Source organism: Xanthobacter dioxanivorans (assembly GCF_016807805.1).
In the GTDB taxonomy this organism is placed as follows: domain Bacteria; phylum Pseudomonadota; class Alphaproteobacteria; order Rhizobiales; family Xanthobacteraceae; genus Xanthobacter; species Xanthobacter dioxanivorans.
In genome coordinates, this window is sequence record NZ_CP063362.1 from 6,088,323 (window position 1) to 6,104,210 (window position 15,888).

The window sequence follows — 15,888 nt, forward strand, 5'->3', positions numbered from 1 at the left end:
CCGGCGTGAAGAGCGGCTTCCGCCGCCGCGTCGAGCCGGACTGGGCCTCTCTCGCCTGCGAGCTGAAGCGGCCCGGCGTCAACCTGATGGTGCTCTGGGAGGAGTACCGCGACGCTCATCCCGACGGCTATGGCTACAGCCGCTTCTGCGACCTGTTCCGGGAGTTCGAACGCCGCCTGTCACCGACCATGCGCCAGGATCATCCAGCCGGCGACAAGGTCTTCGTCGACTACTCCGGCAAGAAGCTCTCGATCGTCGATCGGACCACCGGCGTCGTGCGGGAGGCCGAGATCTTCGTCGCCGTGCTGGGCGCCTCGAACTACACCTATGCCGAGGCGACCTGGACGCAGACGCTGCCCGACTGGATCGAGGCCCATGTCCGGATGTTCCGCTTCCTCGGCGGCGTGCCGCGCCTCGTCGTGCCCGATAACCTGAAGTCCGGCGTCCAGAGAGCCTCGTTCTACGATCCCGAGATCAACCGCAGCTACGGGATGATGGCCGCCCATTACGGCGTCGGCGTTCTTCCGGCCCGCCCGCGCAAGCCCCGCGACAAGGCGAAGGTCGAGGCCGGCGTGCGCTTCGCCCAGAGCTATATCCTCGGGCGGCTGCGCCGGCAGACCTTCTTCTCGCTGGCCGAGGCGAACGCCGCGATCGCCGCCATGGTGGAGCGCATCAACGCCCACGTCATGCGCAGGCTCGGCGTCAGCCGCCGGCATCTGTTCGAGACCGTCGAACGGCCCGTGCTGGCGCTGCTACCGGACGCCGACTACCAGTTCGCGGAATGGCGCCTGGCGCGGGTTTCCCTCGATTATCATGTCGAGTTCGACGGCTTCTTCTACTCGGTGCCCCATGGCCTGATCCGCGAGCAGGTCGATATCCGCGCCACGACCCGGACGATCGAACTGTTCCACCGGGGCCAGCGCATCGCCGCCCACCAGCGTCGCCATGGCGGGCGCCGGCATGGCACAGATCCCGATCACATGCCCAGCGCGCATCGGCGCTACGCCGAGTGGACGCCCGAGCGCTTCCGGCGCTGGGGCGCCTCGATCGGCCCCAACACCGAGGGGCTCGTCATCGCCATCCTGGCCAACCGGCCCCATCCCGAACAGGGCTTCCGCACCTGCCTGGGCATCCTGCGCCTGTTCAAGGATATCGCGCCCGAACGCGCCGAGATCGTCGCCGCCCGCGCCGTCGCCATCGGCGCGCTCACCTACAAGAGCATCAGCGCGATCATCGCCAACAGGACCGATCGCAAAACGCCGACGGACGACGTCGTCATCGACCACCCCAATCTCCGCGGCCCCGGCTACTTCCATTGAAGGAACGACCATCATGCTGATCCATCCCACCCTCGATCTGCTCACCAGCCTCGGGCTCCACGGCATGGCCAAGGGCTTCCGCGATCTCGAGGCCCAGCCCGAGGCCAGCCGTCTCGAACATGCCGAATGGCTCGCGCTGCTGCTCGAACAGGAGAAGACGCAGCGCCAGCAGAAGCGCTTCGAAAGCCGCGCCCGCGCCGCCAGATTGCGTCATGCCGCCAGCGTCGAGGACGTCGATTATCGCGCTGTCCGCGGGCTCGACCGCGCGCTCTTCCTCAAGCTCGCCGCCGGCGACTGGATCCGCTCACGGCACAATCTCCTGATCACCGGCCCCTGCGGAGTCGGCAAGAGCTGGCTCTCCTGCGCGCTGGGCCACAAGGCCTGCCGGGAAGACTTCTCCGTCGCCTATCACCGCGTGCCGCGTCTCCTGGCAGCCCTGGCGCTGGCGCGTGGCGACGGGCGCTACACCCGAATGCTGCGCGCCATCGCCCGCCTCGATCTGCTCATCCTCGACGACTGGGGACCCGAGCCCCTCGATGCCGAGCAGCGTCGCGACCTGCTCGAAATCGTCGAGGATCGATACGAGGCGCGCTCGATCATCGTAACCAGCCAGCTGCCCGTCGATCGCTGGTACGAGCTCATCGGCAATCCCACCATCGCCGACGCCATCCTCGACCGGCTCGTCCACAACGCCTACCGAATCGACCTCAAGGGCGAGAGCCTGCGAAAGACCAAGCAGAGCACCATCGCTCACCCCGCCGCTTGACCTCCGCCGAACCGCAAAACATCATCCCATAGACCCATGCGAATGACGCCAAGGGTGGCCGGCTTCAAATCGGAATACCCGGCCGGCTTGAGATTGGAATGCATGGCCGGCTTCGTCGGTATCCGCAGTCGGAGCAATGGTCGACGATCTCGTCGTAGGAGCCGAACACGCGGTTCGACAGCCAGTTGTCGCGCATGAACTGCCACACGTTCTCCTGCGGGTTGAGCTCCGGGCTTTTCGATGGGATCGCGACGATCGAGATGTTGGTAGGCAGCTCGAGCTTCGGCGTCAGGTGCCAGCCAGCCTGGTCCATGAGCAGCACGGCGTGAGCGCCGGGGGCGATATGCAGGGCGATCTCCGCCAGGTGCAGGTTCATGGCGTCGGTGTTGCAGAACGGCAGAACGAGGCCGGCGGCCTTTCCCTCCTGCGGGCATATCGCGCCGAAGATGTATGCGGATCTGGTGCGCTGGTCGTGCGGTGCGCAGGGCCGCGTTCCTCGCTTCGCCCATCGCCTCGTGATCTTGTTCTTCTGCCCGATCCGGGCCTCGTCCTGGTATCTCTATGGGAGTGCCTCGCGGGAGAGACGCCCTGACCTTGTCCAGCTCGGCGGCAAAGCCCCCTTTTTGAAGGCTTCGATCGCGTCCGGATCCTGGGCATGGGGCCGGGGCCGGGCCGAAAGTTTGCGGTAGCCGAGCGCGCGTAGCTCGCGGCTCAGCGTCGGCCGCGATACCGATAGCGAGAAGTCGTCCCAGAGCATCTGTGCCAGATCGATGATCCGCCAACGCACGACCCCGTGAACGGCGGGTATGGGGCCTCGCTCGATCGCCTCGACCAGCGCCGCGCGATGAGCAGCTTTCAACAGCGACTGCGGCCCTGGCGCCTTTCGGTCGATCAGCCCGTCAGGACCCGCCGCGTTGAACTTCATCACCCAGTCCCGCACGATCTGCAACGTGACCCCGCCGATCCGCGCTGCCTCCGTCCGGCTCGCCCCCTCATAGATCGCGGCCAGCGCGAGCAAGCGCCGGGCTTGCGCACCATCCTTCGACCGTCTGGCGGCGGCCCTTACCGCGATGGCGTCGAAGTCGGTGCGAAGCGCGATGGGCATGGCAAACTCCAATCCGTTTGCCATCTTGAATCAGCGCCCGATGCCACTGGCAAGCCCTCAAGAGTCACGACCCGCGAGCTTGGTATTAGGCCAAAGTTCGCGCATCATGTCACCCCGGCCGGGGGCTTCGATCTTGATCACCTCGGCACCGAAATCCGTAAGAAGTGCTGCCGCCAGCGGCCCTGCGATCACATGGCCAAGTTCAATGATCCGAATATCGCCGAGCGGCATCGCCATGTCAGCCCTCCCTGATCGTCACGGCAGCAAGCATAATCTAACATATGTTAGATTGAAGGAGGAAGTCTACGCGAAGGCCGCAAGAAAGTGACGGGGCGAAGCGGGCGACCCGGACCGCCCGTTCGCTCGATGGGTCACCTCCCCGGCTGAAGGAAGCCGTGCAGCGGCATTTCGGCCAGGACGCCAAGGCGAAAAGCATCGCCCTCGAAACGCGGACACCGTCTTTGGTGTCCGCATCGTTCGCGACCGAGAAGGGATACTCCATTATTTCTTCTCGGGCTTTTTTCCCGATATGTGTCCAAGTCCCGGAACGACCGTGGATGCGGCAATGAAGAGCAGACCGGCGATGGCCGATTTGACCAAGTCACCCAACAGAAACGGATAGAAGCCGGCCGCGAGGAGGCGCTCCTCGTAGCCGGTGAAGACACCCAGCCACGCAAGCCCTGGAGCGTAGATCAGCGCAGTTGCGACGACGGCAACTGTGACCGCGCCCAGGATTGTCTTGGCATATCCGTTTCTTGCCAGCCATCCAGCCGCAATGGCCGATATCGCAAAGCCCGCAAGGTAGCCGCCCGTCGGCCCGGCAACATATGCCAGGCCAGAAGGCGCCGGTGGCGTGCCCGCGAAGACCGGAAAGCCTGCCAGCCCCTGCAGGATATAGGCAATGACAATGCCAGAACCGCGGACAGGCCCGAGGAACAGGCCAAGCCCGACGACCACCAGGGTCTGCAAGGTCATTGGAACTGGATAGAACGGAACTTGCGCCTTCGCAGACGCCGTCAAAAGTATCGTACCGGCGATCAGGATAAGCGCCTCGCCGAGCAATGTTGCGACGATATTCCGTTCCACGAATGCCATCTTGATATACATCTTGCTGGCTCCATTCATGCTTTGGATTGGGATCTTAGAGAGGTTTCTTTCAGAGGTTGGGGCTCAACTGGCGGCTCACATGCGCTTGGCGACTTCTTCGAGCATCACCTCGGTCGCCCCCCGCCGATAGCCTGCACACGAACGTCGCGCGACATGCGCTCGACCGGGTTTTCGCGCATGTAGCCCATGCCGCCTTGGAACTGCACACAATCATAGAGCACGCTGTTGACCAACTCGCCGCAATAAGCCTTCACCATCGACACCTCGCGCACGCATTCAACGCCAGCCGCGTCGAGCCGCGCGGCGTGATAGACGAGCTGCCGGCCCGCCTCGATCCGTGTCTGGCGGTCCGCAAGACGCTGGCGGACGACCTGCTTGTTCCACAAAACGCCGCCGAAAGCCTTGCGCTGCTTGACATGGGCCACCGTCATGTCGAGCGCGGTCTGCGCCTCGGCGCAGGCCAGCGCGCCCAGAACGATGCGTTCGTTCTGGAAATTTTTCATCACCGCGTAGAAGCCTCTGTTCACCTCGCCCAGCACGTTCTCGGCCGGCACCCGCACCTCGTCGAAAATCAGCTCGGCCGTGTCGGAGCAGAGCCAGCCGGTCTTGCTCAGCGCGCGGCCCACTGAAAGTCCCTTCGTGCCCTTCTCGACCGCGAACATGGTGATCCCGCGCGAGCCCTTGGCGTCGGGGTCGGTCTTGGCGCCGACGAAGTAGAGATCGGCGTGCACACCGTTGGTGATGAACATCTTGGTGCCGTTCAGCACCCAGTCGGAGCCGTCCTTTACTGCTCGGCTGCGGATGCCGGCCACGTCCGAGCCGGCGTCGGGTTCGGTCACGGCGACGGCGGTGATCGTCTCGCCCGCAGTGATGCCGGGCATCCAGCGCGCCTTCTGCTCGGGTGTGCCGGCGTTTTCCAGATGCGGCGAGGCCATATCCGTATGCACCAGCACTGTGGCCGAGAACCCGCCGAAGGTGGACCGGCCGACTTCCTCGGCCAGCATCACGCTCGACATAACGTCGAGCCCGGCGCCGCCATACTGTTCGTTATAGCGCATGCCGAGAATGCCGAGCCCGCCCATCTGGCGTAGCACCTCGCGCGGAACCATGCCCTTCTCTTCCCAGGCTTCGCCCTTGGGCTCCACCTCGGTTTCGATGAAGCGCCGCAGCTGAGCTCGGATCATTTGGATATCGTCGTCGAACGGGCCGGTGGCCGCGTCGACGGTCTCATGTCGGGTCATGTCTTGTCCTCCGGATCGAGTCTCACCAGGGGCGCGCCGCCGGCGACCGTGTCGCCCGGCGCGCAGCAGATCTCGGCTACTAGGCCCGCGACGGGCGCGGGCAGGCTTTGCAACAGTTTCATCGCTTCGAGCACCACCAGCGTCTCGCCCTTGCTCACCCGCTCGCCGGGGCCACGCGGATCTCGACCACTGCGCCGGGCATGGGAGCTCTCAGCGTGTCGGCGCCGCCCGCGGCGCCTGAGGCGCGTTGCAGGTGCCGGTCCTCGAGCGTACGAAGTGGCACCATCGTCATGCCAGCTGGCGCGGAAAGGTGCACCTGCCAGCGCTCGCCCGACCGCAGCACGTGGGCTCGCCGGGCGAAGGGCGCGCCGTCCATCCGCCCGATCAGACGCCGCGCGGCGAGGCGCGCAACCTCGACGCCAAGGGCGGTGCCGTCGGGCATTATCACCTTTAGCCGCGCGCCCCGCCCCACGACCCTGATCGGCGCATCGGCGTCATCGCTCGAGTAATAGGCGGCGGCAGGCCGACCCGCAGCCTCTGTCAGCCGCCAGGCACCAAGGCTCTGCCAAGGAGTGTCTGGCTTGGGGGCAAGATGCAGGTGCAGGGCCAGCGCGGCCAGAGCGCGGGTTTCGTCCTCCGGTACGGGGGCGGTCCAGCCGCAGGGGAACATCTCGGCCAGGCTGGCGGTATAGTGTGCCACGGCGACGAAGTCGGCATGTGTAATCAGCGCTCGCTGAAACGCCAGGTTCACGCCCACTCCGCCGACCGCAAAGTCATCGAGCGCCGCGACCGCCTGGCGGATCGCCTCGTCACGGTCCGCACCGTGGACAATCAACTTGGCAAGCATCGAATCGTAGTGATGTCCCACGACCGATCCTTCTTCCACGCCGCTGTCGAGCCGCACGGTCCCCGGCGGCGCCCAGAGCGTGATCGTCCCGGTTTCAGGGCGGAAATTCTCGGCCGGGTTCTCCGCGGCAATGCGAACCTCGATGGCGTGGCCGTCAAATGAAACGTCCTCCTGAACCAAATCCAGCGCCTCGCCGCGCGCGATGCGCAACTGCCATTCCACCAGAGCGATACCGGTGATGGCCTCGGTCACGGGATGCTCCACCTGAAGGCGGGTGTTCATCTCGAGGAAGTAGAATTCGGCCCTCGCGGGGTCGTACAGATATTCCACCGTGCCCGCCGAGAGGTAGCCAATGGCCCGCGCCAGCCGCACGGCGGCATAGCGCATGCCCGAGCGCAAAGCGTCGGGATACCCGGGGCGGGCGCTTCTTCGATCAGCTTCTGGTGGTTGCGCTGGAGCGAGCAGTCGCGATCGCCCAGATGCAGCACATGGCCATGCGCGTCGCCCAGCACCTGCACCTCGACGTGGCGCGCGCGCGGCGTGTAGCGTTCCAAAAACACCGCCGGATCGCCAAAGGCGCTCTTCGCCTCGGCCCGCGCGGCGGCGATGGCCTCGCCCGCCGCGCCGGGATCGGTGACCAGCCGCATTCCGCGCCCGCCTCCGCCGGCGCTAGCCTTGACCAGGAAGGGCACGCCGAGCGCCTGCGCCTCCTTGAGAAGCCGGTCGTCGGACTGGTCGGCGCCGTGATAACCGGGCAGCACCGGCACGCCGGCGGCCGCGGCCGCGGCCTTGGCCTCGATTTTCGACCCCATATAGGCAATGGCCTCGGGCGAAGGCCCGATGAAGACCAGTCCGGCTTCTTCCACGCGCCCAGCGAATTCGGCATTCTCCGACAAAAACCCATAGCCTGGGTGAATGGCGCCTGCCCCGGTGGCGCGGGCGGCCGCAAGGATGGCGTCGATGTTCAGATAGCTTTGGGCCGGAGCGGCCGGACCGATGCAGACGGCATAATCGGCTTCGGCGACGAAGGGCCCGTCGCGGTCAGCCTCGGAGAAGACGGCCACGCTTTCCAGCCCCAGCTTGCGGCAGGCGCGCTGAATCCGGCGGGCGATCTCGCCCCGGTTGGCGATCAGCACGCGGGTGAAGCTCAACTCACCCGCCATGAGGGCTTACCCTTGTTCAGGAAGCTGTTGATCCCCTCGATGCCTTCCTCGGTCTCCCAAGCATCGGCGAGACGGTCGGCAGTATAGATCATGCTGTCTTCGATCCCGTGGCTCGCGACATAAGCGATCAGCCGTTTGGTGTCGGCCACCGCGCCGGGCGCGGCCTGCAGATGGGCATGGACAACGCGCTCCACCGCCGCATCCAGCGCATCCGGCGCGACCACCTCGGTCAATAGTCGGATCCGTTCAGCCCGCGCCGTGTCGAACAGGGCGCCCGACAGCATCGTCTCGCGCGCGGCCGCCTCGCCGATGCGCGCCACCACGTAAGGCGAGATGTTGGCGGGCAGGAGGCCGAGCCGCACCTCGGTCAGGCCGAACGTCGCGCCCTCGGTGCCGATCGTGTAGTCGCACACCGATATCAGGCCGACGCCCCCGCCATAGGCCGGCCCGTTGATGCGCCCGATCAGCGGCTTGGGCAGGGTATCGAGCCGGCGCAAGAGCCGAGCGAGCGAAGCGCTCTGTTCCACCCGTTCGGCGCGGCTCTTCTGCACGTTCGAGGCGAACCAGTTGAAGTCGCCCCCAGCACAGAAGCTCCTGCCTGCCCCGGTCAGCACCACGATGCGCACCGCCCGGTCCTCGGCGAGCGCCGTCGCCGCATCGGTAAGGTCTGAGATCAGCGCCGCGTTGAGCGAATTGTGCTTGTCGGGGCGGTTGAGCATCACGGTGGCGACGCCGCGCGAGTCGAGCTCGATCCGCGGCGTGTCATAGCGATCGTAAGCCATTGTCTATCCTTACATTCTGAAGACGGGCGTGCGACGCCCCGCAGCCGGAACCGAGGTCACAATCGCGAGGCACAGGCCGAGGATGTCGCGGGTCTGGCCGGGCTCGATCAGGCCGTCGTCCCAGAGCCGCGAGGTGGCGTAATAGGGGTCGGACTGTTTGGCATATTGCGCGCGCACCTCGGCCTCGATCCGTTCCAGATCGACCTGCATTTTCGCCGGATTTCCCCCCTTCGCGCGCCGCAGTTCCAGCATCACATTCGAGGCGATGTCGGCCGACATGGTGGCCAACGCCGCTGTGGGCCAGGCGAAGAGAAAGCGCGGCGCGAACCCCCGGCCGCACATGCCGTAATTGCCGGCCCCGTAGGAGCCGCCCACGATGACCGACAGCCGGGGCACCTTGGCCACCGACATGGCGTAGACCAGCTTGGCGCTGTCCTTGGCGATGCCGCCGCGCTCGGCCTCGGTGCCGACCATGAAGCCGGAAATGTTGTGCAGGAACAGAAGCGGAATGTTGCGCTGGTCGCACATCGACACGAAATGCGCGCCCTTGAGCGAGCTGTCGGAGAGAAGCGCGCCGTTGTTGCCGAGGATTCCGACGCGGTAGCCGTGGATGCGGGCGGTGCCGCAGACGAGTGTCTCGCCCCAGCTCGGTTTGAATTCGCGGAATTCGCCGGCATCGATCATGCGCACCAGAAGCTCTCGCACGTCGTAAGGCTGCTTGCGATCGGCGCTGATAATCCCCAACAGCTCCTCGGGATCGTTTAGGGGCGCGGCGGCGGGCGCATCCGGGGCCATCGCTCGCGTCAGGCCGAGATTTCCGACGATGTCGCGCATCAGCGCCAGCGCGTGATATTCGTCTTCGGCCAGATGGTCGCTGACGCCCGAGATGCGGGTATGCATCTCGGCCCCGCCCAGCGTTTCGCCGTCCACCTCTTCATTGATCGCCACCTTGACGATGGAAGGGCCGCCAAGATGGATGCGCGCATTGCCGCGCACCATGATGACCTCGTCCGAGAGTGCCGGAATGTAGGCGCCTCCCGCCGTGCAGCCGCCGAATACAGCCGAGATCTGCGGCAGGCCGGAGGCCGACATGTTGGTCTGGCGGTAGAAGGAATTGCCGAAATGCCGGGCATCGGGGAACACCCTGTCCTGCTCTGGCAGATAAGCGCCGCCGCAATCGACGAGGTATAGACACGGCAGACGGTTTTCCGCCGCGATCTCCTGCGCGCGGATGTGCTTCTTGACGGTTTCGTGGTAGAATGTTCCGCCTTTCACCGTCGCATCATTGGCGATGATCATGCACGGCAGACCGTGCACGATGCCAATGCCGGTGACGATCCCGGCGCCGGGCACGTCTCCACCATATTGTCCGTAGGCCGCCAGCGAAGAAAGCTCCATGAAGGCGGTGCCGGGATCGACCAGCAGGTCGATTCGTTCGCGGACCAGAAGCTTGCCGCGGCTGCGGTGGCGTTCGACCATCTCGGAGCGCCCGCCTGCGGTTGCTGCGGCGATCCGCGCACGCAATGTCTCGACGCGGGCTGTCTGTGCAGTGAGATTGCCCCTGAAGGTTTCCGAACCGGTCGATATGGCCGACGTGAGTAAAGTCATGAATCAGACTTCCCTCTGTTCCAAAATTCCATTGAGAAAGACGTCGGCATATGCCGAGGCCAGCGCCTCGACGCTGCCGCGTTCGGGGTCGAACCACTCAAGCATTGCATTCAGCGCGCCGATAAGCATCAGGCGCAGACGGCGGATATCGACTTTGCGCCGCAAGGCTCCGTCCTTCTGAAGCCGGGTCAACAGCTTGTCCCACTCGGCCTCATAGGCCCGGCGCGTTGGCAGATTGGCATCGCGGACAGATTGCGGCACCTGCCCGAAAATCCGCACATTGGCTGAAGAATAGTCACTGACATCCAGCAATGCGCGCAGATGTGCCCTGATCGCGGCCCGCAGAATGGTGGCGGCGGTGGCGTCATCGGGTTGCTCCAAAACAGCTTGGCGCATCTTGTCGTGGACGGCCCTGATGCCCGCATCCAGAATGGCCACGACAATCTCGTCCTTAGAGCCGAAATGATAATAGATGCTACCCGCCTTGATGCCTGCCGCCTCGGCGATCTTTCTGAGCGAAACCGGGCCATAGCCCTGTTCGCGAAAAAGCCGCGCCGCGACATCCAATATGCCGGCGCGCCCGACCGGGCTGCGAAAGGAAGCCGCTGAAATTGTTCTTGAAGCGCGTTCGGCCACGGAAGGATCCAACTTAAGCTCCCTGCATAACTAACACTTGTTAGGCCACTTTCCATGGAAGTGTCAACAGTGCTTCAAGTGGCTTATTCTCCGTCAGTCTTTTGGGGGAACAGCCGGTATCCGTACCGCCCGGCCACAAAGTCCGCGGTGTTCAAACCCCGCCATACGGGCTTGCGACCGCATAGGTCAGATGGTGAATCAGGCCGTCCTCCGGCTCCATGTCGATGGCGATATCAGCAAGCCAGTCCGCGTCCTCACCGAGATCTCGTGTAACGAGCGCCAAGGTCCGGACGGGGTGGACCTTGTTGACCTGCATCGTCAGGCCGCGATTGCGGTGGTCGATAGCGCGCGCCAGTTCCACGGCAGCGGTTCGTCGAGCCGATGGGCCGGATGCTCGGCTACTGGCGGCGCGGTGAAGGTCGATGGGGCGATGGTGGACCCTCCCGTCATCAAGCGCGCCGAACAGATCATGCGCAGAGCCGACGCAGGTGCGAAATGAAGAGCGCCCAGGGAATTACGCAGCAGCTGGCCGAGTTCGCCGCCTCTATCAGGTATGGTGACCTGCCGCCGGAGGTGCCCCAGAGGGCGCACGATCTGACCATTGATTTCATCGGCAACATCGTGCGGGCGGGGGCGGAGGCGAACTCGACGCCGTCGCTCTTGGGCGTGGTGTGGCGTCTCGGCCTGGACGGGCCCGGGCAGTCCGCCGTTTTCGGTCTCAACCGCCGATATCCGCCCGCTACCGCTGCCCTTATCAACGGCATGCTCGGCCACTCGCTGCATTTCAACGACACCCATTCGGAGAGCTCGACCCATCCGAGCGCGCCCGTGATGCCGGCGGCCCTGGCGGCCGCCGAGATGCCCGGCGCCAGCGGCCGCGACCTGCTCGTCGCTCTCGTGGCGGGGTATGAGGTGATGCTGCGTGTCGCCAACGCGCTTGATCCGACCGTCCACTATGCCCGCGGCTTCCATCCCACGGCGACCGCGGGCGTCTTCGGCGACGGCACTACAGTTGTTTTTGGCACGAGTTCTGAATCCATAGGCCGCCATGATTCGGGAGGTCATGGATGGCGGGAGCATCGATCGAGACGACGCTGGAATTATGGGCGACATCGCTGCGGGATGTGAAGGTGCGGATACGCCCTTTGTTCGGCCAGGAACGGGTTGCGGCATCGGCGGGACAGTTTCTGGACGGACTTTTGGGCAATGAGCCGCGCAAGACGGGCTGGATGCGCGCGGAGGCGGCGGGCGATCGCGGCCCGTGGCGCCAGCAGGCGCTGCTGGGCCGTGGTCGATGGGATGCCGATGCACTGCGCGACATCGTGCGCGACTACGCATTGGAAACGCTTGCCGACGCGGACGCGGTTCTTGTCATCGACGAAACAGGTTTTCTGAAGCAGGGCAAAGCGTCGTGCGGCGTTGCGCGCCAGTACACGGGCTCGGCCGGCAAGATCACAAACTGCCAGATCGGCGTGTTCGCCGCCTATGTCTCGCGCCACGGCCATGCCTTCATCGACCGGGCGCTGTATCTGCCGAAAGAATGGACGGACGATCGCAAGCGCCTGAAGGCGGCGCATGTGCCCGAGGATGTGCGCTTTGCCACCAAGCCGCAGATCGCGCGCAGTATGATCCTGCGCGCCATCGCCGCCGGTGTGCCGTTCGGCTTTGTCGCGGCGGACAGCGTCTATGGCGTCGGCGACATCGAGATGGCGCTGCGCAAAGCCGGCAAGGGCTATGTCCTGGGCGTTGCCGCCAATCATGTGTTCAACTCCTGGGGCAAGGAGCAGTTCGTGCGCGGGACTGCAGCGGCGATCACACAAGCTCTTCCCAAGACCGCATGGCGGCGCCTGTCGGCGGGCGATGGCACCAAAGGCGCGCCTGCATGGCTGGGCCTATGTCGAACTGGCCGATCTGGATGGCGGAGAATATAGCGAGGCCCTTTCCGGCGAATGGACGCGCGGCCTCTTGATCCGCCGCAACATCGCCGATGGCGATCTGGCCTTCTTCTCGACCTGGTGCCCCAAGGGCACGCCCATGGAAAAGCTGGTGTCGGTGGAAGGCCATCGCTGGGCGATCGAAGACAGCTTCGAGACCACCAAGAACGAGCTCGGGCTCGATCACAACGAGACGCGCTCCTGGCATGGCTGGCATCGGCATGTCTCGCTCGTCATGCTCGCCTTCGCCATGATGGCCGTCATCCGTCACCATGCCAATGCTGTGCCGCCTAAAGAGAAAAGCCGGACGAGAAAGACACCGTCGGCATCATGCCGGATAACAGGTCGATGAAATAGCCCCTGCGTGCCGGCGTTGAAAGGAACAGCGCCCGGTCGGTGGCGGCAAAAAAACACTTCGGCCGACACGCCCCGCCAGATCGCGCCGACGAAGGCGAGGGTGGAAAGCGCCATCGGCACGAGCGTGACCGAGCCGTTACCAAGTGAGCCCAAGGAAGGCGAGCAAAGCTGCGCCTCCGGGCGCCGTCGTGACGGAGTGACGGAGTGACGGAAAACGACGCGGGCCAGCCAGATGATGACGGCGAGGCAGATCGGCGCCTCCGCCGCCCGCTCTCTGGCTGGCCGGATTTCCTCTACTCTGACGGTATCGTCCACTTCATCCTCAGATTGGATCCCACGCGAAGACGTCGCCGGAGCGCTCCATGGGCGCGAAGCTGGCCTTGAAAGCGGGCAAAGCGCGTTCGGCGACCAGGGCCGGCGTCCAGCCCTCGTCGTGATGGACGCTGCGGATGGGACGCATAGGGTTGAACAGGAACAATTCGTTGAGGCGCGCCGCGAACACCTGGCCCGTCACCCCTTCCGCCGCCGCGGAGGCGAGGAAGACCACCAGTGGCGCGTTGGTCTCCGGCGTCATGCGCTTCAGGCGCTCCACACGGGCCTGCTCCTCTGGCGTGTTGGCGGGGATGGAACTCGTCATGCGGCTCCAGGCGAAGGGGGCGACGCAGTTGGAGCGCACGCCGAAACGGGCCATGTCGAGGGCGATGGACTTTGACAGGCCCACAATCCCCAGCTTGGCGGCGGCATAGTTGGCCTGGCCGAAATTGCCGATCAGGCCGGAGGTGCTCGTCATGTGCACGAAGGCGCCACGCCCCTGGACACGAAATGGCTCGGCGGCGGCACGGCTCATGTAGAAGGTGCCGTTCAGGTGGACGTTGATCACCGCTTCCCAGTCGGACGGCTCCATCTTGTGAAAAATGACGTCGCGCAGGATGCCGGCATTGTTCACCAGCACGTCCACCTGGCCGAAATGATCCAGCGTCATCTCGATGGTGCGCTTGGCCGCCGGCCATTCCGAGACGCTTTCACTCGAGATGATCGCCGCGCCGCCGAGGGCCTCGATCATGGCTTTGGTCTCCTCGGCGGGGGCGGCGGAGCGCTCGCCCGTGCCGCCCAGGGACACGCCGATATCGTTGATGACCACCTTCGCGCCCGCCTTGGCGAATTCGAGCGCGATGCCACGGCCGATGCCGCCGCCCGCACCGGTGACCACGGCAACCTTGCCTTCAAGCCCCAGATCTACGGTCATACTTATTATTTCCCTGATGCGTTGAATTGTTTTCCAAGTCCGAGCACCTGCTTGGCAATGATGTTGCGCTGGATCTCGGACGAGCCGCCATAGATCGTGCAGGGACGCGCTTGAAGGAACACGCTGCCCGGATAGAGCATCGGCTCCCCCGGCAGGGCGCCGGCCAGCGTGCCGAGATCGCCAGCCAGCTCCAGGATACGGTCGGAGATCTTCTGATAGAGCGCCGTCTGATTGATTTTCAGCATCGACACGTCAGGCCCGAGGGCGATGCCGCGGCGCACCTGATCGGCAAAGGTGGCGTAGAAGGACTTGTGGTCCTCCAATTCCATCCTGAGGGCGGTGATCATGGCCGCACAGTCCTCGCTTTTGCCCAGATGGGCGGTAAGCCGCTCCAGATGGTCGAGCGCGCCCTCGGACTGCTTGGGCGAGCCGAGGAACAACCGCTCGAAACCGAGCAGGTTCTTGGCCATCGTCCAGCCGGCATTCACGGTGCCGACGATGGCATCGGCGGGAACGCGCACTTTGTCGAAGAACACCTCGGCAAACTCGTCATGCAGGTCAATGTTGATGATGGGCCGGGTGGAGAGGCCCGACGTGTTCATGGGCACGAGGAAGAAGCTGATGCCCTTCTGCTTAGCCGCCTGCGGGTCGGTGCGGGCGAGCACGAAGATCCAGTTGGCGTCGGTGCCCAGCGTCGTCCATGTCTTTTGGCCGTTCAGCACCCATTCGTCGCCCTCGCGCACGGCGCTCGTCCTGAGCGCGGCAAGGTCGGAGCCAGCGTTCGGCTCGCTGTAGCCTTGGCACCAGATGATCTCGCCGGAGAGAATGCGCGGTAGATGGTAGGCGCGCTGCGCCTCGCTGCCATGGGCAATCAGCAGCGGCCCCACCATGGTGATCCCGCAGTCCGGCAGGCGAGCGCAGCCGTAGCGCTCCATCTCCTCGATCATGATCAGGTGCTTTGCGGGCGAAAGGCCCATGCCGCCAAATTCGCGCGGCCAGCCTGGGCACAGCCAGCCTTGCGCTGAAAGGCGAGTGTACCAAGGCATCGCCTCCGCCGCGTGCAGGCGCTTTCTGGGGCTGCGCAGCTCCGGCGGATAGTTGGCGGCGATCCAGTCGCCCACGGTCTTGCGGAATTCTGCGTCGCTAAGTGGGTTGAGGTCAGCATGCGGCGCGGCGGAAGCTGCGTGAGCGGCATCGGTCATGTCATTCTCCCCGGGAGACAGGTGCGCTTGTCGACGAAGGCCCTGCGGCCCTCCATGACATCGGCACTGAACACGAGCGTCGGCTGGGGAAGGCCTTCGAAGTTGAGCGCGCGATCCACCGCTTGAGCAACGCAGTCCTTGATGGGCGCCCGCGGCCGGGGTGCGGCGGCTACCGCGCGGGCCAAGTCCTGCGCCATGACCTGCGCCTTGGCCAGCGCTTGGCGGTCCGGCACCGGCTCGTTCACGAAGCCGAGCCTTGCGCCTTCCTTCGCCTCGACGGTCGACGCGTTGGGGAAGACGGGCTGCGCCCGGCCCGCTTCAATGCGGGCAGAATGCATGACCCGCAGCCCGATGTCGGGGATCATCCCGATCTTGCCGAAGGGCGATGCGAGGTGGGTGCTTGCGGCCGTGACCGCGATCTCGCAGGCCAGCGCGATGGCACGGCCGCCACCTTCCACCCAGCTCTCGACGTCTGAGACGAACGGGTTGGAAAACCGCGCCGGACGGTCGAGAGGGTTGCGCCGCTCCGGCTCTTTGATGGTGAGGATGCGGATGCCGTCCTCCAAGGATGCTGC

General features: G+C 65.1%; 17 protein-coding genes and 2 pseudogenes. 4 read left to right on the top strand and 15 right to left on the bottom strand.

Annotation, left to right across the window (positions count from 1 at the left end; genetic code table 11):
• Window positions 1–5: 5 nt before the first annotated feature.
• A complete protein-coding gene (gene istA, locus EZH22_RS28470) occupies window positions 6–1,319 on the top strand; it encodes an IS21 family transposase (RefSeq protein ID WP_231711199.1) in 1,314 nt (437 codons plus the stop codon).
• A gap of 13 nt (window positions 1,320–1,332) precedes the next feature.
• The gene (gene istB, locus EZH22_RS28475) at window positions 1,333–2,085 is read left to right on the top strand and encodes an IS21-like element helper ATPase IstB (protein WP_203193664.1); all 753 of its coding nucleotides are present in this window, start codon (window positions 1,333–1,335) and stop codon (window positions 2,083–2,085) included.
• A 133-nt stretch (window positions 2,086–2,218) separates the two neighbouring features.
• Here the strand turns inward: istB and EZH22_RS32150 are convergent.
• The 11 genes and pseudogenes from EZH22_RS32150 to EZH22_RS28525 form a co-directional block, all read right to left on the bottom strand.
• Window positions 2,219–3,214: pseudogene (locus EZH22_RS32150) on the bottom strand (IS630 family transposase); the annotation flags it as partial.
• A 33-nt stretch (window positions 3,215–3,247) separates the two neighbouring features.
• On the bottom strand, window positions 3,248–3,427 hold the full coding sequence (locus tag EZH22_RS28490) for a CoA transferase (RefSeq protein WP_203193666.1): 180 nt from the start codon (window positions 3,425–3,427) through the stop codon (window positions 3,248–3,250).
• A 264-nt stretch (window positions 3,428–3,691) separates the two neighbouring features.
• Window positions 3,692–4,297 (bottom strand): biotin transporter BioY, encoded by a 606-nt coding sequence (locus EZH22_RS28495; protein WP_203193667.1) that lies wholly within the window; start codon window positions 4,295–4,297, stop codon window positions 3,692–3,694.
• Between the two features lie 104 nt (window positions 4,298–4,401).
• Entirely contained in the window at window positions 4,402–5,538 is a 1,137-nt protein-coding gene (locus EZH22_RS28500) for an acyl-CoA dehydrogenase family protein (protein ID WP_203193668.1), read from the bottom strand.
• On the bottom strand, window positions 5,535–5,696 hold the full coding sequence (locus EZH22_RS32155; protein ID WP_231711200.1) for an acetyl-CoA carboxylase biotin carboxyl carrier protein subunit: 162 nt from the start codon (window positions 5,694–5,696) through the stop codon (window positions 5,535–5,537). The genes EZH22_RS28500 and EZH22_RS32155 overlap by 4 nt, the downstream gene beginning before the upstream one ends.
• A complete protein-coding gene (locus EZH22_RS32160; protein WP_269902897.1) occupies window positions 5,693–6,772 on the bottom strand; it encodes an ATP-binding protein in 1,080 nt (359 codons plus the stop codon). Before EZH22_RS32160 ends, EZH22_RS32155 begins: the two co-directional genes overlap by 4 nt.
• Complete coding sequence (locus tag EZH22_RS32165) at window positions 6,664–7,548, bottom strand: biotin carboxylase N-terminal domain-containing protein (protein WP_269902898.1); 885 nt, start codon at window positions 7,546–7,548, stop codon at window positions 6,664–6,666. Before EZH22_RS32165 ends, EZH22_RS32160 begins: the two co-directional genes overlap by 109 nt.
• Window positions 7,533–8,330: a crotonase/enoyl-CoA hydratase family protein gene (locus EZH22_RS28510; RefSeq protein WP_203193669.1), complete on the bottom strand. Its 798-nt coding sequence runs from the start codon at window positions 8,328–8,330 to the stop codon at window positions 7,533–7,535. The genes EZH22_RS32165 and EZH22_RS28510 overlap by 16 nt, the downstream gene beginning before the upstream one ends.
• 9 nt (window positions 8,331–8,339) lie before the next feature.
• On the bottom strand, window positions 8,340–9,938 hold the full coding sequence (locus EZH22_RS28515) for an acyl-CoA carboxylase subunit beta (protein WP_203193670.1): 1,599 nt from the start codon (window positions 9,936–9,938) through the stop codon (window positions 8,340–8,342).
• A gap of 3 nt (window positions 9,939–9,941) precedes the next feature.
• Window positions 9,942–10,586 carry a TetR/AcrR family transcriptional regulator gene (locus tag EZH22_RS28520; protein WP_203193671.1) on the bottom strand — a complete coding sequence of 215 codons (645 nt, stop codon included), beginning with the start codon at window positions 10,584–10,586 and terminating at the stop codon, window positions 9,942–9,944.
• A 139-nt stretch (window positions 10,587–10,725) separates the two neighbouring features.
• A complete protein-coding gene (locus EZH22_RS28525; protein WP_203193672.1) occupies window positions 10,726–10,935 on the bottom strand; it encodes a hypothetical protein in 210 nt (69 codons plus the stop codon).
• Between the two features lie 29 nt (window positions 10,936–10,964).
• Between EZH22_RS28525 and EZH22_RS28530 the strand changes: the two genes are divergently transcribed.
• Window positions 10,965–11,702 (top strand): MmgE/PrpD family protein, encoded by a 738-nt coding sequence (locus EZH22_RS28530; RefSeq protein WP_408647655.1) that lies wholly within the window; start codon window positions 10,965–10,967, stop codon window positions 11,700–11,702.
• Window positions 11,642–12,860, top strand: a pseudogene (locus EZH22_RS28535) (IS701 family transposase). Before EZH22_RS28530 ends, EZH22_RS28535 begins: the two are co-directional and overlap by 61 nt.
• On the opposite strand, the gene EZH22_RS28540 reads toward EZH22_RS28535, so the two are convergent.
• Genes EZH22_RS28540 through EZH22_RS28555 form a run of 4 tightly spaced genes read right to left on the bottom strand, consistent with a single transcriptional unit; the run spans window position 12,776 to window position 15,879 of the window.
• Window positions 12,776–13,180 (bottom strand): hypothetical protein, encoded by a 405-nt coding sequence (locus tag EZH22_RS28540; protein WP_203193673.1) that lies wholly within the window; start codon window positions 13,178–13,180, stop codon window positions 12,776–12,778. The pseudogene EZH22_RS28535 and the gene EZH22_RS28540 sit on opposite strands and share 85 nt — an antisense overlap.
• A gap of 7 nt (window positions 13,181–13,187) precedes the next feature.
• Window positions 13,188–14,111 carry an SDR family NAD(P)-dependent oxidoreductase gene (locus EZH22_RS28545; RefSeq protein WP_203193674.1) on the bottom strand — a complete coding sequence of 308 codons (924 nt, stop codon included), beginning with the start codon at window positions 14,109–14,111 and terminating at the stop codon, window positions 13,188–13,190.
• A gap of 5 nt (window positions 14,112–14,116) precedes the next feature.
• Window positions 14,117–15,313: an acyl-CoA dehydrogenase family protein gene (locus EZH22_RS28550; RefSeq protein WP_203193675.1), complete on the bottom strand. Its 1,197-nt coding sequence runs from the start codon at window positions 15,311–15,313 to the stop codon at window positions 14,117–14,119.
• Complete coding sequence (locus EZH22_RS28555) at window positions 15,310–15,879, bottom strand: enoyl-CoA hydratase/isomerase family protein (protein WP_203193676.1); 570 nt, start codon at window positions 15,877–15,879, stop codon at window positions 15,310–15,312. Before EZH22_RS28555 ends, EZH22_RS28550 begins: the two co-directional genes overlap by 4 nt.
• Between the last annotated feature and the right edge of the window lie 9 nt (window positions 15,880–15,888).